This window comes from Treponema sp. (assembly GCF_051883275.1).
Lineage (GTDB): Bacteria > Spirochaetota > Spirochaetia > Treponematales > Treponemataceae > Treponema_D.
Window position 1 is genome coordinate 1 of the sequence record NZ_JBJETK010000030.1, and the last position, 24,721, is coordinate 24,721.

The 24,721-nt window shown below is 33.5% G+C and carries 17 protein-coding genes; 1 reads left to right on the plus strand and 16 read right to left on the minus strand.

Features of this window, described 5'->3' with window-relative positions; translation table 11 throughout:
- Positions 1 to 128: 128 nt before the first annotated feature.
- The 13 genes from ACI4L0_RS04695 to ACI4L0_RS04755 form a co-directional block, all read right to left on the minus strand.
- Positions 129 to 1,316 carry a hypothetical protein gene (locus ACI4L0_RS04695; protein ID WP_439799011.1) on the minus strand — a complete coding sequence of 396 codons (1,188 nt, stop codon included), beginning with the start codon at positions 1,314 to 1,316 and terminating at the stop codon, positions 129 to 131.
- Between the two features lie 17 nt (positions 1,317 to 1,333).
- Positions 1,334 to 1,873: a hypothetical protein gene (locus tag ACI4L0_RS04700; protein ID WP_439799012.1), complete on the minus strand. Its 540-nt coding sequence runs from the start codon at positions 1,871 to 1,873 to the stop codon at positions 1,334 to 1,336.
- A 15-nt stretch (positions 1,874 to 1,888) separates the two neighbouring features.
- Positions 1,889 to 2,386: a glycosyltransferase gene (locus tag ACI4L0_RS04705; RefSeq protein ID WP_439799013.1), complete on the minus strand. Its 498-nt coding sequence runs from the start codon at positions 2,384 to 2,386 to the stop codon at positions 1,889 to 1,891.
- Complete coding sequence (locus tag ACI4L0_RS04710) at positions 2,383 to 4,827, minus strand: SIR2 family protein (protein WP_439799014.1); 2,445 nt, start codon at positions 4,825 to 4,827, stop codon at positions 2,383 to 2,385. Before ACI4L0_RS04710 ends, ACI4L0_RS04705 begins: the two co-directional genes overlap by 4 nt.
- Before the next feature lie 64 nt (positions 4,828 to 4,891).
- Positions 4,892 to 5,041, minus strand: coding sequence for a hypothetical protein (locus tag ACI4L0_RS04715; protein ID WP_439799015.1), 150 nt, complete (start codon positions 5,039 to 5,041; stop codon positions 4,892 to 4,894).
- 136 nt (positions 5,042 to 5,177) lie between these two features.
- Positions 5,178 to 7,118 carry an HAD-IA family hydrolase gene (locus ACI4L0_RS04720; protein WP_439799016.1) on the minus strand — a complete coding sequence of 647 codons (1,941 nt, stop codon included), beginning with the start codon at positions 7,116 to 7,118 and terminating at the stop codon, positions 5,178 to 5,180.
- A gap of 12 nt (positions 7,119 to 7,130) precedes the next feature.
- Positions 7,131 to 9,368, minus strand: coding sequence for a polysaccharide pyruvyl transferase family protein (locus tag ACI4L0_RS04725; RefSeq protein ID WP_439799017.1), 2,238 nt, complete (start codon positions 9,366 to 9,368; stop codon positions 7,131 to 7,133).
- Positions 9,368 to 10,885, minus strand: a complete 1,518-nt coding sequence (locus ACI4L0_RS04730) for an oligosaccharide flippase family protein (RefSeq protein ID WP_439799018.1) — start codon at positions 10,883 to 10,885, stop codon at positions 9,368 to 9,370. Before ACI4L0_RS04730 ends, ACI4L0_RS04725 begins: the two co-directional genes overlap by 1 nt.
- A 210-nt stretch (positions 10,886 to 11,095) precedes the next feature.
- Positions 11,096 to 13,552: a hypothetical protein gene (locus ACI4L0_RS04735; RefSeq protein ID WP_439799019.1), complete on the minus strand. Its 2,457-nt coding sequence runs from the start codon at positions 13,550 to 13,552 to the stop codon at positions 11,096 to 11,098.
- Positions 13,553 to 13,561: 9 nt separating this feature from the next.
- Positions 13,562 to 16,135, minus strand: a complete 2,574-nt coding sequence (locus ACI4L0_RS04740) for a hypothetical protein (RefSeq protein ID WP_439799020.1) — start codon at positions 16,133 to 16,135, stop codon at positions 13,562 to 13,564.
- A gap of 38 nt (positions 16,136 to 16,173) precedes the next feature.
- Positions 16,174 to 17,856, minus strand: coding sequence for a DUF262 domain-containing protein (locus ACI4L0_RS04745; RefSeq protein WP_439799021.1), 1,683 nt, complete (start codon positions 17,854 to 17,856; stop codon positions 16,174 to 16,176).
- 708 nt (positions 17,857 to 18,564) lie between these two features.
- Positions 18,565 to 19,092, minus strand: a complete 528-nt coding sequence (nusG, locus tag ACI4L0_RS04750; RefSeq protein WP_439799022.1) for a transcription termination/antitermination protein NusG — start codon at positions 19,090 to 19,092, stop codon at positions 18,565 to 18,567.
- Positions 19,089 to 19,727, minus strand: a complete 639-nt coding sequence (locus ACI4L0_RS04755; protein ID WP_439799023.1) for a hypothetical protein — start codon at positions 19,725 to 19,727, stop codon at positions 19,089 to 19,091. Before ACI4L0_RS04755 ends, nusG begins: the two co-directional genes overlap by 4 nt.
- 108 nt (positions 19,728 to 19,835) lie before the next feature.
- On the opposite strand from ACI4L0_RS04755, the gene ACI4L0_RS04760 reads away from it, so the two are divergent.
- The gene (locus ACI4L0_RS04760; RefSeq protein WP_439799024.1) at positions 19,836 to 20,201 is read left to right on the plus strand and encodes a helix-turn-helix domain-containing protein; all 366 of its coding nucleotides are present in this window, start codon (positions 19,836 to 19,838) and stop codon (positions 20,199 to 20,201) included.
- 191 nt (positions 20,202 to 20,392) lie between these two features.
- On the opposite strand, the gene clpB is transcribed toward ACI4L0_RS04760, so the two are convergent.
- The 3 genes from clpB to ACI4L0_RS04775 form a co-directional block, all read right to left on the minus strand.
- Positions 20,393 to 22,978: an ATP-dependent chaperone ClpB gene (gene clpB, locus ACI4L0_RS04765; protein ID WP_439799025.1), complete on the minus strand. Its 2,586-nt coding sequence runs from the start codon at positions 22,976 to 22,978 to the stop codon at positions 20,393 to 20,395.
- A 155-nt stretch (positions 22,979 to 23,133) separates the two neighbouring features.
- Entirely contained in the window at positions 23,134 to 24,315 is a 1,182-nt protein-coding gene (locus ACI4L0_RS04770) for a hypothetical protein (protein ID WP_439799026.1), read from the minus strand.
- A 149-nt stretch (positions 24,316 to 24,464) separates the two neighbouring features.
- On the minus strand, positions 24,465 to 24,686 hold the full coding sequence (locus tag ACI4L0_RS04775) for a hypothetical protein (protein ID WP_439799027.1): 222 nt from the start codon (positions 24,684 to 24,686) through the stop codon (positions 24,465 to 24,467).
- Between the last annotated feature and the right edge of the window lie 35 nt (positions 24,687 to 24,721).

Below are 24,721 nucleotides of genomic sequence, written 5' to 3' on the forward strand. Positions count from 1 at the left end.
CAGTCTCTTTTTCTATTTTTAAATTAACTCATCCACAACTTTTGATTATAACTCAATGTCCTGCAACCATCAGTATAATTCCCAGCCCTTTTATTATATCAATTATAGGGTTTCTGTTTGAAAGATTATTATTCATATTTACCTACTGTAAGCATATATTTTAATAATCTATGCTTTTTATTTCGTGGGAATTGCCTATATTCAGGTTTTGAGAATTCAATGCCTAACATTATCCAAATAAAATTTGATATAAAACGGATATCATTCAATGGAAAAAACATACAACCAACTAAAAAAGTTAGAAGTATAAATAGCAACCAATTTGCTTTACGTGTATTAACTAATAAAAGTTTCTTGATTACATAATAATAAAATATCATTTTTATAATAAATGCAAATATTCCAAGTTGTATCATATATAGATACATCTCCGATTCAATATGTATAATTGCATTTTCTTGGTTGTAAGGAGAAACAGTTCCCAATCCTGCCCCAAACGGATATTTCAACATATACTCAGGACCAAGTACAAAGAAATCCATTAAATGCTTTAATGCAGACCCATCTAGATGAGCATTAAGAGAACCATTAATCAAGATAAAATAAATAACGGTAAGCAAAGTAATGCAAAAAAACAACGACAAAACTTTTAGCATTTTTTTAAATTTCAAGAACAAATAGAAGGGGGTACCTAAAATTGCAGAGCGAGTTCCTGTTAGTACGAAAAAAACTCCAGAAATAACCGAAGAAATTTTATCTTTTTTAAATAATAAAAGGTAACTAACAAAATATATAAAATAAAAACCTGTACTTGTAGGGTGTATTGCTATACCTAAAAATCGCATTTTTTCAGTTCTTGAAAAATTCCTAAGGTCATAAGCTGGCAAGTATTGTACAACAGTATCTTGAATAAAATAAAAGAACATATTTAGAATGCATATAATACCCATAACAAGAAGAAAATAAAATTCAAATTTAATACGTGTTTTTTCTGATATACTTAATGAAGAAATAAGTAGAAAAAGTATGGGACCTGTAAAATAAAGTGTAAATGTAATTACGGATTCACTTAAATAGTGAGAAATAAATATATATGGAAGCGCTAAAAATAAACATAATAATAAAAGTTTAGAATACTCTGTAACTTTAAAAACACATTTATCCTTAAAAAGAAACTTATAAAATACAAGAAACAATAAATAAATGAAATATGCTTCTCGAATAAGAGAAAAATATGATGATGTAATTCCTATTACAGAGAGACCATAGGCTATATAAGTTAGTACAATATATGTTAATGTATAAAATATAAACATATAATTTCTATCCTATTTTATTTGGTTATGAATGCCAAAATATCTTTAGCTCGTTTATTCCATGTATTATTTTCAACAAACTGCTTACAATTATCAATTGAATTTTTGGCTGCCATTTTATTCATTATAATTTCATCAATACATGTGTAAAAATTATTTACATCGCTATTCTCATATAAATATACAAAATCAGAAAACTTTTCAGATTCTCCATATTTTACTGTTATAATTGGTTTACAAGAATATATATATTCATAAAGCTTTACAGGATTTACAGATTTTATCAATTCTGTAACATGGAATGGCATAATTAGAATATCAGCAGCTTGCATAATTGAGAAAATTTTCTCGCGTTGTACAGTCCCATGAATAAAAAAATTCGCGGGAAAACTTTGTTCAATATTGTATATTGATCCAAATAGATGAAATTCATATTTTGTTGAGTCTATCTTTTCCAACATTTCAAAGTCAAACCATTCTGTTATAGTTCCAATATATACAAGCTTTATCCTATTACTGTTCCCTAAATCATACTTTTCATTTTCAGGAATCGGCAAGGCTTTTTGAGTAAGTTATTTTCTGAATAAACACGCCGAGCCTTGAAAAATATTTGAATGTAAAAGGAAAAAGAACCATTCATCTTTTGTTTTTGGCAAGAAATCAATTCTTGAACATGAGAGCAAATCTATTCCCGTTGATTTTGCTTTTTCATCACACAGAAAAGCATTGGCACCAACCAAATCATTTTTGCCGATATTTTCCAGCAAAACTTGAAGGTGTTTTTCAGTCCAGATATCATCCTGATCACTCAGCGCAATATAATCACCAGAACATAATAAAATCGCTTTCTCAAAATTTTTTTTAAAACCAAGATTTTTTTCATTCGCAAAGACTTTTATACGAATATCTTTCTCCACATATTCATTTAAAATCTGCAAAGTAGAATCTGTTGAACAGTCGTCACAGGCAATCAGTTCAAAATCTTGAATTGACTGAGAAAGAATTGAATTTAACTGCTCTCGGAGGTATTTTTCTCCATTGTAAGTGGCAAGGGCGATAGAAACTTTCATCTTGAAAACTCCTCAATCAGCATTTCTATACTTTGTTTTTCTATATATGGAAAATGTCTTGTTGTTATATATGAAGTTAATGCAATTTTTATATTCTCTCGTAAAGAGCTATCAATTTCTGAAACTTTTCGTTTATGTAAAAAAGAATCAATGCCATTTTTTAACACAATAAATGGATGAATTGTTATATATGTCCGAGTTATCTCTAAATTCATTGCTTTTAATGCTGTATCACAAGCAATCTTAAATTTTTCAATAAATTCATTATTTTGAGTATTTTCCATTATTTTAAACTGAATTTTTGCTAAAGTTGTAAGTGTATTAGGATGCAATTCAATAGCTACTGCTTGTTCAGCATGAAGCAAAGCTTTATCAATATCTTTATTATATGTAGCAAGAGCTCTTTGTTCCCAATATCTAGAATTCCATTCCCATTTTTCCTGGACTTCTTCCAATACTTTTTCAGGATTATCTTTAAAAAGTTTTTCTAGTGTATTATCAATATCAAATAATCTACCTGCTAATCTTGCTTCTGCTGTATGTTGTTTTAAAGTAATGCGGTTTACATAATATGATAAAGAATTTAATAAATTTTTATAGGTTTGTTGCAAGACAGCAATGTCATTATTTAATAAATACTGAAATGTGCAATCTGCAAGAACTTTATTTTCTGGTATAATATAATTTTTCTCTTCTTCATCATTAAAATTATTAAATATTAGTTTTAAAGGATAATTCTTTTTAAAATAGTTCCATAAATTATAATTACGTGGCAACATACTCTCTAAAACCTCATAGTGTATACCTACCCTGTAAGAATGATATGCAAGAACAACTGTAACATAAATTTCTTTATCATAATCAGTTAATTCGTTGTATAATTGAGGAATGCAATCTTCTATTGGTTTAAAATTATTCACTAGAAGACAAGCATATTCCCCTATAGTTTGTTTAGAATATTTTTTTATAAATTTATCAGGATTAGATATAGCATCTTTTTGAGTATTAATTCCTTTCAAGCGATACTTATTAAACAAGTCTTTTATTTCTGATAAATTCAGTTTATCACTATTTAGTTCTATATATTTAGAACTTAAAACATTTTCTATGTGCGTTCTTCTATAATTTCTTTCTGCACCTATAAGAACTAAATTTTTCAGTTTCTTAAATAAAAGCTCAACTTGTTCTATATAGTCAGAAAGATTATCTATAAAAACAATTGCTTTTTTATCTAAAGAATTCAAACATTCTATGGTATTAATTACATTAAAACCATTTACTGATTTCAATCTAAAAACTGGATATTTCTCTAATGACAACTGATAAATAGCACTTAAAACAGAAGTAGTTTTTCCACTATAAAATTTTCCAGTTATTAAAACGAATGATTTTCCATAATGCTGAAGTTCTTCTTTTATTTTTTTATAAATTGATATTGTTACCTCACGATGTACATCAGCATGATTTTCTATATCACCTATTGTAGGTTCTGCACCTAAATCAAATTTTAAAGAATCAATAACATGATTAAAACTATCAGACTTTTTTATCTCAGTAAAATCTTTGTAAAATGCTACAATATTGTCTTTTGTTAGATTCTTTATTCCTAATAAACTTTGATTCTTTTCAATACTCAATGCAAAAACATCTGGAGGCTCAGGAAGAGATTGTTTTATAATAGCTAGAAATTCTCCAAATGTCATTTTTATTAGTTGAAGACCATGTTTTTCACATAATTTCTGGGTTAATTTATTTGGATTAGGCTCTATTAGAATCGAAGGACAAAAACCATCTCTAATTATATTATTTCTTTGATTTACATAAAAAATAAAATCTGGCTCATTAAACGAAATTCCGGAAACTATATAAGGACTCGATGCAAAACTATTGGCAAAGACTTTATACCAAGAATTTGGTTCTCGTATGTTATTTATATACTCATTTAGATCAAAAACATATCCTTTTTCAGGCTCTTTTGAAAATCCATGCAAATGAACTATTTGAACATGACCAAGATTCTCATTTTGTTCATACACATCTTTATAATTTTTTGAAAAAATTTTCTGTTTACAAGATTGACATTTTCTATAACTATTTTCTATACAATCATCAACATTTAAGGTATAGATATTTTTCCAAATAAAATCACAAAAATTATCATACGTTTTTCCAGGAAGGGTATTAGAAAAAACTTTAGTTATATAATTATCTTTATCTTCATCAGAAAGCAATTGTGTTGCTTGGGTAAGAGGTGTAGATTCAGGCAAATTATTTATTGAACAAAGTTGTCTTCTAAATTTATCGCCATCAGGTAATAGATTTCCTTTTGAATCATAACTATCACGTGATACACCAGCTCCTAAAAACAAAGAATACCGTCCTTGTCTTATTCCTTCAATTATTAATTCTATATTATCTATATTTTTCATAATTTTTTTCATGATATAATATTTAAATCATTTCCTCACAAAATCTCTCAAACCCATTCTGAACAATCTGTCTTGCCTATTGCACAGAAGGCTTTTCCTGTTTTTCACAGACAAGGGTTTCCACTTTATTAAGTACCCTTCTATAATCACCTATTTTTTCATCAAAAATGTCCTGGATTTCAACCATTCTGCTTGTCATGCCCAGCGTCTCAAGAAGTCCTTTCATCTTATGTTCATAGCTTAAAGAGACAAAAGGAACTTCATTGTTAATAGCAAAAACAATGGAATGATATCTTGCACCAATTAAATGAAACTTTTACCGAAATATTACACATTGTTCTTCTTCTTTTATCACAACACCATTAAATTCTAAATACATTATCAATATCTTTCTTTATTTTAATTTTTACTTTTTCACCTAGACTTATTTGTTTTGCACGTGCTGCTTTATCATCATATTGAATCTTGCTAAAATTCTGCTTTATATATTTGTTTTTTAAAATCAATTTTTTCATAACTTCAAATAATGGATTTACATCTGCTATATAAAGATCATCAATAAAAGATGAAAAATATTTCTCAAAATCTTTAGCAAATTCAATTGTAAACTTTTCAATATTTTCTTTTACCTCAATCATTAACTCTGATGGATTAAAAGTTTCTAAAATAGGTTTTATCTCATCTCCGTTTTTCGCAAAACCTAAGCAACTGCCTTCTAATGGAGAAAACACTTCTTCCCATAAAAGATCTGCCCATCGATTTTTTGTTGAAAATATGCCGTTCATAAGTATATAAGTTTTTGTGCCATTGTAATAATCACGGTTCAGATTCTGAGATGTCTGGCTTATATATATTTTATCAACACTAATGCCTAGAAGTTTGGATAATCCTAAGGAAACCGTGCCTCCATAGCCAATATCAAATACTACAACCCTATTATCTTCAGAAGTTTGATTTTCAAATTTTCTTGAATAGTAATCTTTCACTTGTTTGATTAATGCATCATAAATCTCATCAAAAGCTTTTTTTTCTTTTTTAAGCAACGCAATACATTCATTTTTTTGATATGCTATATAATATCCAAGTTCTTTATTCGAAAAAAGAAGCTTTATCTTTTTATTCTGGTCTGGTTCTACAATATATGCGTTTATGAAATTCTCAAATGTATAAGTTCTCGAAACATGTTGTGATGTATATGCGAACAGTGAGTTAAAATCCGAATAAACACCCGGCCAATAAGCTCTTCTTGAGCCATAGATATATTCAGTTGGCAAGTATTTATTGTTTTTATTCAAAACATCATAAATTTTCTGCGGCAGATAACCATCACGTGCAACAAAATATATTTTTTTATAATTTTCCTGAATATTTTTATTAGTCTGGATAAGCCTAGATATAAAAACAAGGTACGGTCCAACAAAAAAATCAGCTATGAATTTCGGATTTTTTATATTTACTTTATAGTTTTTGTAATTTTCAAACCAAAGCCTATTTAAAGTGAAGCCAATAAAAATATTTCTTAAATAGTTTTCAACATTCCAATTTTTGGAAAGTCTATAAACTAGTATTCTTAAGTTTTTATCCCATCCTAAAATTTTCATCACTGATGGATAATAAACAGCTTTTATTCCGTTCTTTTTTGCTATCTTAAAATCAGAATTATAATTATCTCCAATATGAATTATTTTTTTTGTTCCGTATTTTTGTATTACATTTTTATAGAGTTCACCTTCATCTTTGCGGGCGTGTTCATTGCAAGAAATAAAAACATCATCAAACTCAAATCCTTTTTCTTTAAGCAGTTTCCTTAAAAATTCCGCAGAAAGATACATATCAGACATTGCAATTATTTTTTTGCCTGATTTTTTAGCACATTCATAAATTGGGTAAAAATCTTTTCGTACTGTCAGTAGTTCACTCTCTACATTCAGTTCTTCTTGCTTTAATTCATTTATAATTAAAGAATCAAGATTATAAATTTTACTGATATGATTGTATATGTCATCAATAGTTGCATATTTATTATTTAGTTCTGATTCTGCATTTATCCTCATATTATAGAAATCTATATTGAATTTGACATCTACCCTAGCGGCAATCAAAGAGAAAATATCACAAGGCTGTATGCATGGGCGGACAAGCAAAGTATCAAAAATATCAAAACTTACAAAATCATACGTATTGTTAGATATCAGTTTAAATATTTTTTGATTCAACGAAGATAAATTTGTCCTGTGAATTCTATCCAAGCATGGAATAAAATATCTTTTTAAAAATCTTTTTGCTCTGTAAATAAGAACCATAATCAAATTTCTTTATCCAAATATTCTGTGATAGATGCGTTTTAATTTGTTAATTGCTCTACGCTGCAAACTCAGTCTTCTGATGTTCGCATAATAAGCCGCATTGAATTTATTAAGTTCTAAATTTGCTATGACAGAATGAAAATCAACATTTTTCTTTGTTTCAAGAACAATCTTTAGTTTATTGATAGCGTCAATTTTTAGTTCTTCAATTTTTTTGTTCACTTTTGCATAGTCAAGTTCCGTAAATGAAATATTCTTTTCCAAAACTTCATTTATTTTTGACACGCTGGAATCTTCTATTTCAAGCTCTGAAAAAATTGAATTGAAACGCTCGGCACCACGATATCTGTTTTTTACAAGAATAAAAGGCTTATTAAAAATAAGTGCAAAACAAAAACCATGGAATGAATCAGTTATGAAATAAGAACAATTTTTAATTGATGCCAGCCATTCTTCAACATCAATATTTGAATTATATATCTTTATAACATTAAAATTGTATTTCTTAGAAAGGTAATCATAAACCTTGTCATACTCTTCGTTGTCATCAAGGACATATGAAACTATTTTATTTGAAAAATCTCTTTCACTTTGAAATGCCAACGTTTCATATTTTGATTTATCAATTAAGAAAACCGGATCAAGCGTAAAATCAACATCTTTGTTGAATATATTTTTTGCAACCTGTTTGCCTGAAATCTCACGCGTAGAAATATAATCAAAAGTTTGCAGGCTTTTATTCATTTTTTCAATTATTGAATTGTCATACAGTCTGAACTCATCTTCATCTATTCCAAAACTTGCAGAAAATGCGATTTTCTTTTTGCTTATGTCGGCAAAATCAAGCATATAATACTTTAGCTGCGACTGCATCCACTTTGGTGCAAAAACCTGATCCGAGCCTGTAATAAAAATATCCGCTTTATTATTCAGCATTTGAAAATCAAGGTCATTCCAGCAAATATCAGTTGTATTTAAATACTTATCCTTGAATTTCTGATTGAATGTACCATGATATATCTTGAGCTGGTCAGGGCACATTGAAATGTTATTTATAAGCATTGATGTATAGCCCAATTGCTTTAATAGTTGTTGCAGAGCATATCCTGTCAAAAGCGCGCCATAATTTGAAACTGCCCACCACATATTTATAATGCATACATCAACTTTATCATTAAGACAATCAAGAACATTCTGCTTAAGAGTTTTTGAATCAATGTTGGCGAAAAATTGTTCCCTGTTTTTATTTTTTCCTGCCGGCCTATATAATCCAGTATTTGTTATCCATTTTTTATTTTCAGGCGTTCTTTTTAAAATTTTTAAATTCTTTTTTATTGAGTTTAATAGAATTTTTCCTTTTTTATTATTTACAAGAATAAGCGATGTTCCGAGTGAATCATCAAGATTTTTATTTCTGTTCTTTATCCACCAATAGTCAGCAAGTGTTAAATCGCCCATACGGTTTTTATTAGTAAATTGGCATGTTGCACAAGATTTTCTTTTTGAAAGGTTTGAAGTAAATGCTTTAAAAAAATAGTTATGAGAAGATATTACAATTTTGGAATTGTTTATTTCAAAATTGAAATCGGGATTCCATCCCGATTTCATAGATCTCATGTTGATTTCTTTTAAATTTCTTATATTTTCTTCGCTTAAAAACTTTTTCAATACCTTTTCACTCGGCACACCGAAACAAATTAAATCTACTGTAAAAAGTTTTTCATAGTCTTTAGAAAGAAAATTCTTTAAGCCTGCAACCTGGCACGGGGTTCCCACAAAAAGCACATATTTTTCATCTTTTAGAATATTTTTTATTTCATTAAAAACATTACAGAGATCACTTTGAACATATTTTGATTTCTGCATAAAAAAAATGTCTTCTTCTTTATTTGAAACAATATGCTTTACATTCTGATTTTCATAATCCCATACCGCAGCACAGACATATCCGCCAAGACTTAAAATCTTTTGAGCAAGAGGATAAAAAATACCGCCAGACGAACTTTCGAGCCTGACATCATCATCTGCCATTCCAGCAAAAGCAGAAAGTATTTTGTTTTTTGTGCTTATTGGATTTAGAACTGGACAGGATTTTTCACATTTACCGCAATTTTTGCATTTATCTAAATCTTTATCAGGATAATAAAACCCTTCTGAATTCTGTACTTTTTTAATAGCATCAAAAGGACAAGCAGACACGCAAGCAAAGCAGCCAGTACATAGTTCTTCTTTTACAATACAACTCATTACATTTTTCCAAGTTTGTACAAAATGAATTCTTTGATTTTCTGTCTTTCTGATCTAACAAGACCAATAAAATAAATGCTTATGCCTGAACATACAACAGAAACAACAACAGTCAGGCAAAGCCTTCCAAAACTTTCGTTAATTCTTCTAACAACAAAAAATGGAACAATTGCTGCTATCAGTGCTGCAAGATAAGAGCGCAAAATAACTTTTTTCAAGAAATCAATAATAGAAAACGGCAAAAGCCTTTTTACAATAAACAGTCTTACAACACCTGCAATCAAAGTGATTGCAATGCTTACAAATTCAACAATGTAAGGATTTGTATATATATTTAAGCATAAATATGAAACTGGAAGATTTAAAATTATAAGTCCTCCGACTAATCCTTGATAAAGTTTTATTTTTCCAGTCGCCTGAACCAATGTCATTATCTGGTAATTAAGACAATCCAGACATACATCAAAAAGAACAAGCCGCGTAAACCATACCGAGTATTCAGGAGGGTTTTTCAGCCACAATGTAAAAATATAGTTCATTTCTAAAGTCAGTGGCAATGTAAAAATATACATCAAAAAAAAAGCAAATTTGCATCCTGAATATACAAGCTTATAAGTTTCTTCTGTGTTTCCGAGTGCAAAACTTTTTACAAGCTGAGGTCTTAGAGCAGTGCTGAAATTTTGCGCAAAACTATTAACAGCGGCGTTCACTTGCGAAGCAATCGCTCTTGCAGCATTTACAATTGGACAAAAAAACAAGTTAAGCAAAATGCTTTTAAACTGATTTTTTACCACATTAGCAACGCTACCAAAAAGATTCCATACACTGTAAGAAAGAATTTCAGTAAAAAGAGATTTATCCCAAATAATTTCTACTTTGAATTCCTCATAATGTCGTCGGCAGTACAATATATAGAAAGATGTGCTTATCAGTTGTGCAACACATAGCAAAAAAGCGTATGATATAAGTTTGTCAAATTTGAATATTTTCAAAAAATAAACTATTGCAAGTTTTAAGAAAATTTCGACTATGCTCATATAGGCATAGATATTCATTTTTTCATGGGCAATAATGCCTGCCATATACGGTGTAGTAATAAGTGTCAATAAAAAATTTAAAAGGGCAAATTGGTAACCCCACTTTACGGCATTCATGCGATCATCAGGAATTACTAATTTATTGCAAACAAACCATAGGCCTAGAGTTTCCGCAAGAATTATTATTATGATCCCTAAGAGCACATATATCTCAAATGTCGTCGAAAATGTTCTCTTTAGTTTTTCAGTATCATTTTTGCCTATATCATAACTGAAATATCTTTGAGATGCCGTCGCCATACTGCCGCTTAAAAAACTTAACATTGTGACGACGCCAGCCACAACGTTATAAATACCATAATCCTCCGCACCCAATGTCGCAAGAACCACGCGCACCGTGTAAAGGCCCACGAGCATTATGAGAATCTGCCGGAAGTAGAGGGCTATTGTATTTTTGGCTATTCGGGTACTGTTACTCATAGTTCACCGCCACAACACAATTTCGTTGTGCCAGCAATGTAGCAAGGGACAAGCCAACATAGCCGGTTCCTGCAACCAAGATTTTGTTTACTTTCATAAAACTACAAACCTTATTTTATCTCTTGATAAATAAGCTCGGTATTTAATCAGATGTTGCATTTTGATTTTTTTTTGTATTTTAGATGGGTTATTACTTCTAAGTTCTTTCTCTTATCTAAACGCATAAATTCTACTAGCGTCATGAATATCTTGCATGAATTTTATTACATCACTACGAGCTAAACCTATTTCGTAAACAAGATAGCAATAAATCATTGCATATTCATTGTAGATATTTGTCTGAAATATTCCAGGATCATCCGTTCCTAAAACTATAGGCGGCATGGAATTTCCATTTAGCTTCCACTGATACCAATTAAACAGCTGATAACTCTTTAAATTTCTGTGATACCCGATTCTTAAATTACTTGTCGGCAATGCTTCAATTACAATTTCTCTTTTATGCATAAATGCAAGCATTGATTTTTGCAGTAGTGTGAGTTCAGTAGAATCGAAGCACTCAAAACATTCCACTTCAATAGGTTGCCTATATTTCTTATATGTTTCTTTTCTATTGTACAACGAAATAATTTCAAAGTCTGTCTTGTCCACAGATTTGTATTTGTCGTCTGCTTCGCCAAATAAAGTTTTATTTGTGTTATTCTCTTTTATATACCTTGGGTCTAAATAGCGTTTTTTCCAGGCAGAAATCAAATCTTCCATTCCATAGGATTTATTATAAATTTTTCTAGCAATCTCATAGATTTTTATTTCTATCATTGGAAGCTTTGCATACAGGCTTTCGATTTTCTGCTCAAGAATAAAGTAATGCACAAAAATTAAATCATCAAGATATACTCCTTGTGGTATTGTAACTTTTCTCATAAGAATATCTGCCCAAGTATCTACATCTGTTCCACAAGCACTTGCATGACCTATTCTGTCTCCATGCTGCAAGTCAAGAAAAATTATTGCTTCGTAAATTGCACGCAAACCGTCAAGAACATGATAGAAATCTTCCCCAGCATGATAAGTAAAATGTCTTACATAATTTGAGTCTCTTAGTTTTCTGAAAACTGGTGCAAACACTTCTGGAGGTGTGTCAAATTCACTTGCGGCAGCATCAACTCCCGTAATTCTGTTTTTAACACCAAAGTTATGTATTGTTGAAATAAGTTTATCACATTTAATTTCAAGTTCATTCCGCAATTCATAATATCTGATGTCATTTTCTATTGAATCTTCAGATTTGTTATTATTTTGATATTTATCAATTCTTTTTATAAAATGTGCAATTAACTTGTAATCTGTATTTTTCAAATCGCTCTGACTTGAATCATTCTTATTAACTAGAAATTTATTCCAGTCAGCACCAATTTTATTCAGAAGTTCAACTTGCTTGTCAATATTGTCTTTAGGCGAAAATCTAAATTCTATAAAATTCAAAAAAATATTGTCATTTCCGCTTAGCTGATAAAACTTATTTAACTGAAAATCATCAACTTTGTCACGTATGTTATTTTTAGTTATATTCTGAAACTGCTCAAATCCAAATTCTTCCTGATTATGAATCAATATTTCAGAAAAGAATCCATATATCAAAAGATATTCATGCAATAATGACGAAAGTTTTTCAGAAGCAATTCCCTTTCTGATATTCATAAGAACAACATAAAACATTAAAACTTCGTATCGAATCTCTTTATTAGGAAGCTCGATTTCTAAATCACTGTCTGCAAATATATTTCTGAATGGATGCCTTACGCTTATTGAGTCTGCGTTTTTATTTTTAGGAACATTCTTTCCAAAAATTATATCAAAAAAATCATCACGGATAATCAAAGCCCTATCAATCAAAGATTTGATTGAAGATCTGTCATTTTTATCAAAAATATTGATTTGCTCAAGTTGTTGTTTACAAGAATCTTCAGATATTTTTTCTGTAATCTCTAGAAGGTTTTTATCTCGCTCATACAACAGATTCTGCCAAACCCCATCCATTTCTGTAACACCATTCAAATGGATATGCAAATCATTAAAACCGTTATTAGTCCCAAACAAATCTTTAACAGGCTTTATTTCAGGAGAAAGCAAAGTTGTATATTTACAATTTGGAAGAATATAATCAGAAAAAACAGCTCTTATATTTTCGATGCTTAAGTCTGATTTATGTCTAATTCCTTTGTCAGAAGCAAGAAAAGCCGCAATTAAAAAAGCCGGCGACATATTTGCAATAATGTTTTGCCATCCAAGAAACTTATTTTCCTTTACATATACTCGTTTGTTCGATCCAAATTCTAAAAATTCATCTGCAAGCCCATTACAAATTCCTTTTATGAATAAATCAGAAAGAGTTTCTATTTTATCATAATCATTATCTTCATTTTTCCTATAATCAAACTGACTAGCGATTTCTTGCTTATAAAAATGGTCTGCAATTTCATTGTTTAGATGATGCATTTTTATAAGAAGATGACGTCTAAGTTCTTTTACTATCTTCGATTCATCATCATGAGTATCCCTATCCTCATTCTCATCATCCTCATCATTATCATCATGATTTTTATAAAGATAAAATTTAAGAGACAGAAAATCTTTTTGGATAAAGGAAAGTGGATTTAAATTCATTTACTTACCTTATTCATTTTCATTATCTGTTTGTTTTTCTTCTATTGATGATTTCGTATTATTTCCTGTTCCCTTTGTTATTTTTATTTTCAAATTCTTTAACAACTTAAATGAGTTGTTACTATAAAATTCAGTGTCAAATTTTCCAAAAGCAAACCTAGATGCACCCCCTTCATGAGTAGCAACTTTTTTACAAAATTCTTCAATATTTTTATCACTTGAAAAATCAATAAAAAACAAAAAGAAAGGACAGGTAATGATAATTTCACAAAGAGGAGTATCCTGAACCCCTACCTTTTCTATAAGCTCTTTTATATTTTCATTAAAGGCATCAATAGAATTTTCCCTGTTAATTTTAAATGATGGCTTTCCATACATAATTTTTTCAGAACTAATTTCGGAAAGCTCTTCAATTATAATAGAATTGAACATTAATAAAATGTATTCCTGCATTAAATCACAAACATCTTTATTGCTTCTTCCATCTTTTAATTTTACATTGCTGTACGCATAATACATTCTTGTGCAAACTTTTGCCAAAACATAAGGCGGAATGAATTTTCCCAGATTTTTTGAAAACTCAAGCCAGTTTTGCAACTCAGAACGAAACTTTTCTACATCTACAGAATTTTGTATTTCTAAAAACTTTTCTTCAGTATTATCATCTGTATTACTTTCATTTTCAGAAGAGGCAGAAACCATCAAGTATTCTCTAGGCTGTGCATTTTTACGTAGAATATTTTCAAAATCATCTCCTGAATCGTATGCAAGTACTATGTCATAAACAGTTGCTATCAATGCATGAATTGAATACTCATAGTAATCTTTATTATTTAATGAATCTCGACTGCATGAGTAAGGCAACTGTGCAAGATAAAGTCCTGCAGAAAGTTTGTTTTTTTCTGAAAAAAGCTTGTTTTTTGCGTCTTTATTTATTTCAAATATGCCCGGAGTTTTCTCTGTTATTGAACGTAAATACGCAGTCATTACACACATTGAATGTCGCAAATCAATGTCATCGGTCATAGAAGAATATCTAAGCATATCTGCCAAAGAAAAATTATATTTATTATTGTTTCTTTGTGCATTGTAAACTATCTGAGCAACATTTCTAACTAATCCTATTTTTATCATATAGTTAAAAATAAGTTCAGGTCTTCTGTAGATTCTTGTTGATAAAACCATTCCAAGTGTAATCAAAGCACTGTTTAAATTTTTATCCAATGTAACAGGCTGAAGCTGATAATAATCATTAAGCCAGTTTGTATTTCTTTCATTTTCAGTTAAAAATTTCAGAATAACTGAATTTACAATATAAGGCCGTTCATCAAGAAGCTCATCATTAATATTGTACTTAATCAAATCTTCTGTAAACAAATTTGTGATTTCTTTTACTTCTAAAGGGAAAAATTTACTATCTTTAGTTTCTCTTTTTTCATAATTAATTAAAATCTTACTGAAACTTTTATAAAAATTAATCTGGCTTCGAATCGGTAAAGTTAAAATAAAGTCAAGATAAGCAGTCGTCTGATATTTATTCTGTATACCTAATATTCGAAGAATCTCCGCTATAAACTCTTTTAAAGGCTTGCTATAAAGACTTTTATCATATTTTATTTCAATATGCGGTCTATTATAATTAAAAATATCTTTTTCATTTTTAACATAGCTTAAATTTGACAATGAAACTCTATACTCTGGAGGAAAAACTTTCCGTATATACTGGTCAGTAAGTTCTGTTACTTGCTTCTCTGCATTTTCCTGATTAATTTTTGCGGCATCATCAAAGCGTTTTCTTTGCTCCTGCTTTACTTCCAAAGAAAAAAGTTCAATATTTCCGCTTACTATTGTAATAAATTCCTGTATGCAAAGATACTTTCTTATTGTTTCTAAAAGTTTCCATGCTTTATTGCAGTCTGTATCTACATCATCGACAATTAACAGGAATGCCTTTTTACCAAGAAGTTCAAGAGAATCTTTTACAAGCAGTTTGAAGTTTTCCCGAAGATTGAACGCTGAAATCGTTGAAGAAAGTCCTTTTTCCATAATCATAAAGTCATCATCCCAATAATATGGTGTTTTTGGACTTTCGTTAATCGATGGCAAACCCTTAGCAAGCTTTTCTAATTTGTCACGCCAACATTTTTTCTTACATTCAATTCCAGCTTCATTTGCTTTCTCATTAAACTTATTGCGTACAGTTTCTTTGATTAGCGCAATAACTGTAAGAAAAATTGACGACTTGTCTTCGATTCTTGTAGGATCAAGGAAAGAAAGTATTTCAACTTCGCTCAATTCCTTCTGAATATTTTCATTAAAGAAATTTTTTAAAAATGTTGTTTTACCAGTTCCCCTGCCGCCTTCAACAAGAATAGATTTATAGAATCCTTCAAAATCTTTTTCCTTGTCACTACTTTTTTTAAGAGATTCTATCTGATTTTTTACAAAGTCTTTTACTTTGTTAAATTCGGATTTATGAATAACATTCTGTTCAGTAAAATCTTTAGAATCTATAGTTAAATCTATAATCGCAGTTTCCCTGCTACTTTGTGGAAATTGATTTTCAATTATTTCAGATTTCATATAATTAATTCACCATTTCTTTTATATTAAACTTTTATTCACAACTCAAAAATTTTGCTCAATTTGCTGACAACAGCCGATTTGCGCATTCTTACCTTATCTGGTGTCCACGACTCTTCTGCCAATACTTGCTGTGTTATATAAAAAGAAGTTGCTATATTGTCTTTTTTGCCGTATGCTTCTTTCTTTTTTTCAAAAGAATAATTCTGAGCCTGAATGTTTTTCCGCAGTGAAAGCGGTGTCAAATTTCCGATACAATGAGTAAGTTCATCTATTTCTTCCTGGGTAAAGTCTTTCCGCCACGGAGAATCAGAATTTACAGTTTCCGGCAGGATGTGTTCAATCCAGATATTTTTATCAAGCGGCAAAAAATTAAAATTATCATTGTCCGTTGAAAAATATTCGCATACAAACAGCACGCTCTTGCACCAGTTGAAGTGATAGACATTTTCAGATTCCAGATTTGACCTGTAATCCTGTGTTGTTTTATATTTTTCAAGATTAGACTTCAATAAATTCCTGATTTTTTCCACTGGACTTTTCTTTTTTATTTCAGAAATTATATTTAAAGAAGTTTGCTTTATTCGGGCAATTGTTGCACCGGCAATCCAGTTTTGAAAATAATATGCAGCAAGAATTTTTTTCAGCTGTTCAAAATCAGAATAATTCAAGAACCTTGCTGTAGACAAAATCGTTGTCCAATAAATGGAATGGCGTAAATATTTTAAGATATAAATATATTTATCTGCCGCTTCCATAATGTCTAAATAACTGTCCGCAAACTTTGAAATTTCATTTATTGCAGAAAGAGAATCTACTTTTTCTTTTTTGTAAATTTCCAGCAGTTCTTCATCTATTCTCTTATGAGGATTTGAAGCAATTTTGTAGTACAGATAAGACTGAAGCATATCTTCAAAATCAAATCTGTGATTTACCTTTTCATTAATGCTGTCCCATTTAGCCTTAAAAGTTTTTCTGTCTTCAATATTAAGGCTTGTCATTAAATTTGACTTTAAAATATCGATTGAACTCAGCGGCATTCCACGGTCATTAAGGACATTAAATATTCTGATTGCATTTGAAGTATCTTTACTTTTTATGACAGTAAACACAACTTTATTCATTAAAAAATCAACAAAGTCGTTTATATCAAGATTTTCAGGACGGGAACTTAGGTTTTCAAAAAAACACTTTATAAAATAAGCATTTTGCAAATATCTGTTATTTTTGATTTTCTTTTCAATCTGATTTTCTTTTATTGATTCATCAAATTGAATTCTGTCTTTCAAGACAATCGACTGCTCATAATCATTTTCATTCTTATCATCAGTTCTAAAACGAAGACGAAATTTAGAATTTTCATATCTGTCATGAATTGCTTCATTTATAATGTCCTTGTTTTTGTTAGACAGCTGATTAAAATAAAGGCTCTTTATAAAGCAAATAAATATTGTAAAAGTAGTAAAACGCTGCTGACCGTCAATAATATCATTCCGTTCATCATTTTTGTTTTCAACAAGAACTATCGAACCGCAAAAATATTCTTCTTCTCTGGAATTCACATAAGCGGTAAATAAATCATCCAAAAGTTCTGATATATTTTCCTTATTCCAGGAATAAGGCCGCTGATAATTTGGAACTTGATAAAAATTCTCATTATTTGGATCAGAACTGAAAATTGAAATTAAATTCTTCAGTTCTACAGATAACTTCTCTTCCATATTCATTTTGCCTTGTAATCAAAAGCAGGTACAACCGGTGAAATAAAGGACTTGGATCTTTCTGCTATAGTTGTCGTATATTCATTTTTTACAGGCTTGGCATTCAAAATCTGCGTAATTGCTTTCCTTCTTTGCCTTTAAATATGATAGCCCGGACATTCATAGCATGCATAATTCACCTCCTGTTAAATACAAATATATAGTCAAAACTACATAAAGTCAATTTGTTTTCCAAACAATGACATTGTACGTCCGGAACTTTCTGAATCGCCCAAAAACATTTTCCTGATAGTCCAAAAACATTTTCCTGACAATACAAAAAGATTTTACTGACAGTACAAAAAGATTTTACTGACAGTACAAAAAGATTTTGCTAATGTTACAAAGACATTATTCAAGCAATCTCAACGCTATTACTAGAGCAATATCGCCTTAATTACTTAAGTAATTACGTCACTATTACTAGAACAATTGTGCCGGCATTACTTAAGTAATTGCAACTCTATTACTGGAATAATTGATAAAAAGATTTAAAGACACCTTCTCCATTGGCAGCGTCGCGCATCAAAAGCACGCAAAAGCGTTTTTTTCTGCACAAAAGGAAAAATTTCCGTATAGAACACTTGCGCTTCCGTTACCTGAATATAAAAAATGGTCACTGAACGGTATGCGTGCTTGAACCAAGCTCCGCTCCTGAATCAGCTGTCTTTAAATACTGCCGCCCTGCCTCTGCACTTCTTCGTACGTCAGACCGACGACTTTGACTCCGTTCATAAAGTCAATTTCTATATTAAGCCGCTTATTGCGGCGGTTTACTGCAACAACACGTCCGGAAAAATCCTTAAAAGGTCCGTCCATAATTACAATCCTGTCACCCTTGTCAAAAGTAACGGGAACAATCCCGACTGTACTTCCAAACTGCAGGAGCGCCTGCACAATATCAGAATCATTTTGTGCAAGCGGATTCAGATCTTTTGATGACGGCAGAAAACGCAAAAATCCTTTTCCTTCTGAAAAGCACATCAGTTTTGCCGCATCAGTTTCATCCGTTTCAAGGAAAACATATCCCGGAAAAATGCATTCAATGTATTCCTTGCCTTTTTTCAGCCGCATACGTTTCTTCAAAACGTGAAGCCGTCCGCAAATCACGCGTTCTTCGCCTTCTACAAACGAAAGGACGCTTTCCTTAAACTTATCTTCCGCGCCGGTACGCACAGAAATGCAGTAAAACTTCATAAAAGATTCCTGCGCTCCCGTACCACACCGCACGAAAACCGCGCATTTCTGTCTGCCGCCGCAAAATCAAGCATTTTCTCAGAACCGCACAGGTATTCAACCAGCGCCGCGGTGTATATGCCGTTACCGTCTTCTGCAAGTACAGGACTGTTTCCGCCCTCTCCGCAGCAGTTCAGCCACAATCCGCCGTCTGCCGAAGCAAGCGAATCATCGCTTAAAAGCCGCGCCGCAGCATACTGACGTTCATCCGGAACATCGCCGTCCACTTCAGAATAGAATTCCTCATCCGAAACAAGGGCTTTGCATGCATCGTATACAACAACCTGTTTTTTGCAAGTTTCTTCTATATATATGCGCTTAATCTCCGTTCCTCTGACTGTAAATCCGTCCGAAGTCAGACTGTCACGCTCATTTCCGCAGAAATACAGGAACAGAAAATCTATACCGCTTTCTGCAACACCGTGTAAAACACGCTTTAGAACTGCAATGTCAACGCCGTCAGGAAGAATAAGGATTTCCTTTTCCGCCCAGGCACCGCCGGCAGTACTAGTAAGAAATGTATATATGCAGGAAAGTGATTTCTGTCTGAATCCCTCTTTTGAGGAACTTCCTGCAAGAACGGCATAGCGTGTCAAAATTCGATAAGCTCCATTAAGATATACAATCGTACAGATTGTATTACAAACATAATATAATCTTAAAGATTGCATGTCAAGAAAAATAACATCTTATAGTATGCAGGTATGGCAAATGATGATGAGCAGTGCGAAAAATATGGAAAGGAATTTTCAGACAGGCTGCGTTTTCTGCGGAACAGGAAGAAAATCTCCGCAAGGGAAATGAGCCTTGCACTTGGTCAGAACGTAAACTATATAAATCTTATTGAAAACGGACGAAGGTTTCCGTCACTTCAGGGATTTTTTTCTATATGCGACTGTCTTGATATATCACCGGCGGATTTTTTTACAGTTTCAGAGGATGCAGGCACATCAGAAAACGAAATTCTGCCGGCAGTAAAAACAGAACTGTATCAGGTGATGTCAAAACTTACGGAAAAACAGACTGACTCTATTCTTAAAATGATATTATCCCTGCAAAATCACACGTAACGGACACTGTAAAACTCAATCTTTTTTATGAATAAGCGAAAACCAAATTTCTCCGCAGCATTTTACATGGCAACTTGCAGTTTTTAGAATTCAGCGATAATTATGCATTTTAGACAGGTCTATTTTTTTCTACAAAAAAGGCACCTCCAAAATATGAATTTCAGAGAATGCCATATATTTATCCTGTAAATCTACCTGAATTCAAGCATTCCGTTGCCGGTAGAAACTGAAATAGTGCTTCCTTCGCCGAATTTTCCTTCAAGCAGTTCCTTTGAAAGAGGATTTTCCACCCAGGTCTGAACGGCACGCTTTACAGGGCGCGCACCGAACGCAGGATCGTATCCTTTTTCCGAAATAAAGTTCACCGCAGAATCGTCAAACTCAATCGTTATGCGCCTGTCCATAAGCCGTTTTGCCACGCGCTCAAGCTGAATTCTTACGATTCCGCCTATGCAGGACTTGTCAAGCCGCTGGAACATTACTATTTCGTCTATACGGTTCAGGAATTCCGGGCGGAAATGCGATTTCAAAAGCGAGTCAATCTGTCCTTTTGCAGCTTCCATTTTTTCTGACGTATCAGCATCAAGAATAAGCTCGCTTCCAAGATTGCTTGTCATAATGATAATCGTATTTTTAAAGTCTACAACGCGCCCTTGTCCGTCAGTAAGCCTTCCGTCGTCAAGAACCTGAAGCAGAACGTTGAACACGTCCGGATGAGCCTTTTCAACTTCGTCAAAAAGAACTACGCTGTACGGTCTGCGGCGCACTGCTTCGGTAAGCTGTCCGCCTTCATCATAGCCGACGTATCCCGGTGGCGCACCGATAAGACGGCTCACGCTGAATTTTTCCATATATTCGGACATATCTATGCGGGTAAGAGCCTTTTCGTCATTGAACAGAAAGTCCGCGAGCGTTTTTGCAAGTTCCGTTTTTCCCACGCCGGTAGGACCGATAAAAAGAAAACTTCCGAGCGGTCTGTTCGGGTCGCTCAAGCCGGAACGGTTACGGCGGATTGCATCGCTTACAACCTGAACGGCCTCATTCTGCCCGATTACGCGCTTATGCAGAACTTCCTCCAGCTGCAAATATTTCTGTTTTTCGCTGGAAAGCATTTTTGCAACAGGAATTCCAGTCCAGGTACTTACAACGCGCGCAATATCCTCTTCCGTAACTTCCTGACGCAAAAGCGATTCGCGCTCCGGATTTTCTTCAATCTGCTTATCGTGCGCGGCTGCTTCCGCAAGCTGCTTTTCAAGCGACGGAATTACGCTGTATTTCAGTTCGGCGGCTTTTTCAAGATTTCCCTCGCGGGTAAATTTTTCCTCGTTAAAGCGCGCCTCTTCCAGCTGTTCCTTAAGTTTACGGCTTTTGTCTATGCTGTTTTTTTCGTTCTGCCACTGCATTTTCATCGCATCGCGCCTTGCAGTCAGTTCAGAAAGTTCCTTTTCCAGTTTTACAAGCCGCTCTTTAGAAGCCGCATCCTCTTCCTTGCTCAGGGACTGCTTTTCTATAGAAAGCTGAAGGATTTTCCGTTCAATCTGATCAAGTTCTGTCGGCTGGCTTTCAATTTCCATCTTAAGGCGGCTAGCCGCTTCGTCAACAAGGTCAATCGCCTTGTCCGGCATAAAACGGTTTGTAATGTAGCGGTTTGAAAGAATTGCCGCGCTCACAAGAGCCTCGTCGTTTATGCGCACGCCGTGATGAATTTCATATTTATCGCGAAGTCCGCGCAGAATGGCAATCGTGTCTTCAACACTAGGCTCGGCACAGTATACCTGCTGAAACCTTCGTTCAAGCGCGGCGTCTTTTTCTATATACTTGCGGTATTCGTCAAGGGTAGTCGCGCCTATAACGTGGATTTCTCCGCGGCTAAGCGCCGGCTTAAGAAGATTTGACGCATCCATAGAGCCTTCGCTTGCGCCTGCCCCTACAATCGTATGAAGTTCGTCAATAAAAAGGATTATCTGCCCTTCTGACTTTGTAACTTCTGTGATGACGGCTTTAAGGCGCTCCTCAAATTCGCCGCGGAATTTTGCGCCTGCAACAAGGCTTCCCATATCAAGTGAAAGAAGCCTCTTGTTCCTTAGGCTTTCAGGCACATCACCGCCTGCAATGCGCCGCGCAAGTCCTTCAACAATCGCCGTTTTTCCAACGCCCGGCTCGCCGATAAGGACAGGATTGTTCTTTGTCCTGCGGCACAGAACCTGCATTACACGGCGGATTTCTTCGTCACGCCCGATAACAGGGTCGATTTTATCCTGACGTGCGCGCGCCGTTAAATCCGTACAGTATTTTTCAAGAGAGCGCATTTTGCTTTCAGGGTCCTGCGAGTCTACGCTCTGGTTTCCGCGCACTGATTTTAAGGCTTCAAGAACCGCCTCATAGGTAATTCCGTTTTTACGCAGCAAATCACCGACCGCGCTGTCTGATTTTGTCATTGCAAGAAGCAGATGCTCGCACGAAAGATACTGATCTTTCAACTTTGACATTTCATTTTCTGCCTTTGCAAGAACTTTCTGAACGCCATCTGAAAGGCGCATCTGCGTATTTCCGGTTACTTTTGGATACGAGCCCAACAAATCATCAACTTGTTTCTGCAAACTCTGAACGTTTACTCCTACACGCTCAACAATCGGAGGAACAATGCCGTCCTGCTGACTAAGCAACGATGAAAGAAGATGCTCCAATCCTATTTCGCTGTGATCGTTTTTCTGTGCAAGGGCGCTTGCGTTCTGCAATGCGTCCTGCGTTTTTAAGGTAAAATGTTCGTAATCCATAGCTTTCCTCTAAAAAAAAAGATACGAATTTTTTTTCCAAAAATCAATGTTTTTCAAAATGAGAGAAGAAATAAAAAAGATTGAAAAAATGAATGAGCCTCGATGCAAGTGCAGGATATGAAGCCTTCCGCGCAAATCAATTTTCAGGCGAAAGTTTATTTTTCAGCGGTTTCAAGATTGCCGTATTCGCAAATGCACTTTGAGATATCAGCCTGCTCCAGAAGCTCCAGGTTTTTTCCCATTTTTTTATACAGCTTGAATTTTCCTGTGCCGGAGCCGCTTGCAAGAATACGCATGACTTTTCTTCCGCCGGCAGGACTTTCAAAATCCCTGAGCGACATTTCCTTTGTGCCGCAGAAAATATCAATGTCTATCACGTATTTTCTGTTGTGAACGCTGACCGACCAGTGAAGAACCAGCCCCTGCCCTTCCTGCCCGTTCATCTCCTGGCAGTCGTAGCTTACCTGATTTTTTTTCATGCGCCCGGCATAAAATTCAATATTCTTTCCTTCAATAGAAACAAGAACAGAAACCTTGCCCTTGTGCTCACCCTGAACTGCAAACGCCGAGGATTCCAGAAGCCCGCCTGAAATTTCACTTATAAAATTTGAAGAGCTTAAATGAAAATACGGAGAGGAAAAATCCCGGCCCCATATTTTGTCATAGTAGCCGAATGAATTCCTTGGATTTACAGCAAATTCCTCGCCGTTTAAAGTTATAGTGCCTGAAAAATCTGTCTTTCCGCCAAGCACTGTCCAGTTCATGTCCTTTGCCCTGTAATCCGAATTAAAAGAAATGCTCCGCGTAAAATTAAGATTCCATGACATCGTGCCGGCATTTCCCATGTACTCAGGGTGCTGACGAAGCTCTTCATCTGTCATCGCAATAGAGCCTGATGTACTGTCGCGGGACAAAATGCAGTCAGCCAAATCCTCCTGCGGCGCGCAGACTATGAACTCACTTTTTTTTTGGCTTAAAATCTCAGATGGAAAATATGAATTTATATGGGTTGCGCTCACGGAAAGGATTCCGGCTTTTACCATAAAAAATGAAGGAGGCACAAAAACCTGCGAGGTGAAATTTTTTGCGGTCTCGGAGCCTGCAAGAACATACTGAAAATCTTCAGCTGATTTATTGAAACGATTTTTAAACCCCAGGACACATTCCTTTGGCGACAAAGCAGGATTCACAGCGTAAAATTCAATAAAAAAAGTTTTTTCTTCGCCAGATACAGAACTTACAGCATTTGTAACAAGCCGCCATCTGTCAAAGCCGTTTTTTTTAAGGGAACCTTTTAATTGTAACTTTTCATTGCGGCGAATTTTTTTTACAGCCATTATATCTTCCCACCAAAAATAATAAATCAGTGTTCTGAAAAAACAGTGTTTTTCAAGCATAATCTGAAAAACTGCCTCTAAAAACTGAAATTTTCAGAAGCGTAAAAAATCAGAAACTATCTTTAATATATTTCGGCAGAACGATATGTTTATTTGAACATTTTCTTCAGAGAATCCTTGAATTCCGCATTGTCAAGTGGAAAATGCTCCTCAAGATATTCAAAGCAGCTCTGTGCCCCGCGCTGGACATGCTCATACCAGATTGAATAAAGTTCAGGCTCAAGCTCCTTGCCAGGGAAAGGCGCACCCTGAATATCAGAAACAAGCTGTCTCATTAATCTTGTCAATTCTTCTACATTTTTGCTAGTCATTTTTTTCCTTCAAGCACTTTGCAAAAAGCAAATAA

Bases quoted from the DNA above. Each gene is read 5' to 3' on its own strand.
- ACI4L0_RS04695 (WP_439799011.1), bottom strand. From the start codon at position 1,316: ATGTTTATATTTTATACATTAACATATATTGTACTAACTTATATAGCC.
- ACI4L0_RS04705 (WP_439799013.1), bottom strand. From the start codon at position 2,386: ATGAAAGTTTCTATCGCCCTTGCCACTTACAATGGAGAAAAATACCTC.
- ACI4L0_RS04710 (WP_439799014.1), bottom strand. From the start codon at position 4,827: ATGAAAAAAATTATGAAAAATATAGATAATATAGAATTAATAATTGAA.
- ACI4L0_RS04715 (WP_439799015.1), bottom strand. From the start codon at position 5,041: ATGAAAGGACTTCTTGAGACGCTGGGCATGACAAGCAGAATGGTTGAA.
- ACI4L0_RS04720 (WP_439799016.1), bottom strand. From the start codon at position 7,118: ATGGTTCTTATTTACAGAGCAAAAAGATTTTTAAAAAGATATTTTATT.
- ACI4L0_RS04725 (WP_439799017.1), bottom strand. From the start codon at position 9,368: ATGAGTTGTATTGTAAAAGAAGAACTATGTACTGGCTGCTTTGCTTGC.
- ACI4L0_RS04730 (WP_439799018.1), bottom strand. From the start codon at position 10,885: ATGAGTAACAGTACCCGAATAGCCAAAAATACAATAGCCCTCTACTTC.
- ACI4L0_RS04735 (WP_439799019.1), bottom strand. From the start codon at position 13,552: ATGAATTTAAATCCACTTTCCTTTATCCAAAAAGATTTTCTGTCTCTT.
- ACI4L0_RS04740 (WP_439799020.1), bottom strand. From the start codon at position 16,135: ATGAAATCTGAAATAATTGAAAATCAATTTCCACAAAGTAGCAGGGAA.
- ACI4L0_RS04745 (WP_439799021.1), bottom strand. From the start codon at position 17,856: ATGGAAGAGAAGTTATCTGTAGAACTGAAGAATTTAATTTCAATTTTC.
- nusG (WP_439799022.1), bottom strand. From the start codon at position 19,092: ATGAAGTTTTACTGCATTTCTGTGCGTACCGGCGCGGAAGATAAGTTT.
- ACI4L0_RS04760 (WP_439799024.1), top strand. From the start codon at position 19,836: ATGGCAAATGATGATGAGCAGTGCGAAAAATATGGAAAGGAATTTTCA.
- clpB (WP_439799025.1), bottom strand. From the start codon at position 22,978: ATGGATTACGAACATTTTACCTTAAAAACGCAGGACGCATTGCAGAAC.
- ACI4L0_RS04770 (WP_439799026.1), bottom strand. From the start codon at position 24,315: ATGGCTGTAAAAAAAATTCGCCGCAATGAAAAGTTACAATTAAAAGGT.
- ACI4L0_RS04775 (WP_439799027.1), bottom strand. From the start codon at position 24,686: ATGACTAGCAAAAATGTAGAAGAATTGACAAGATTAATGAGACAGCTT.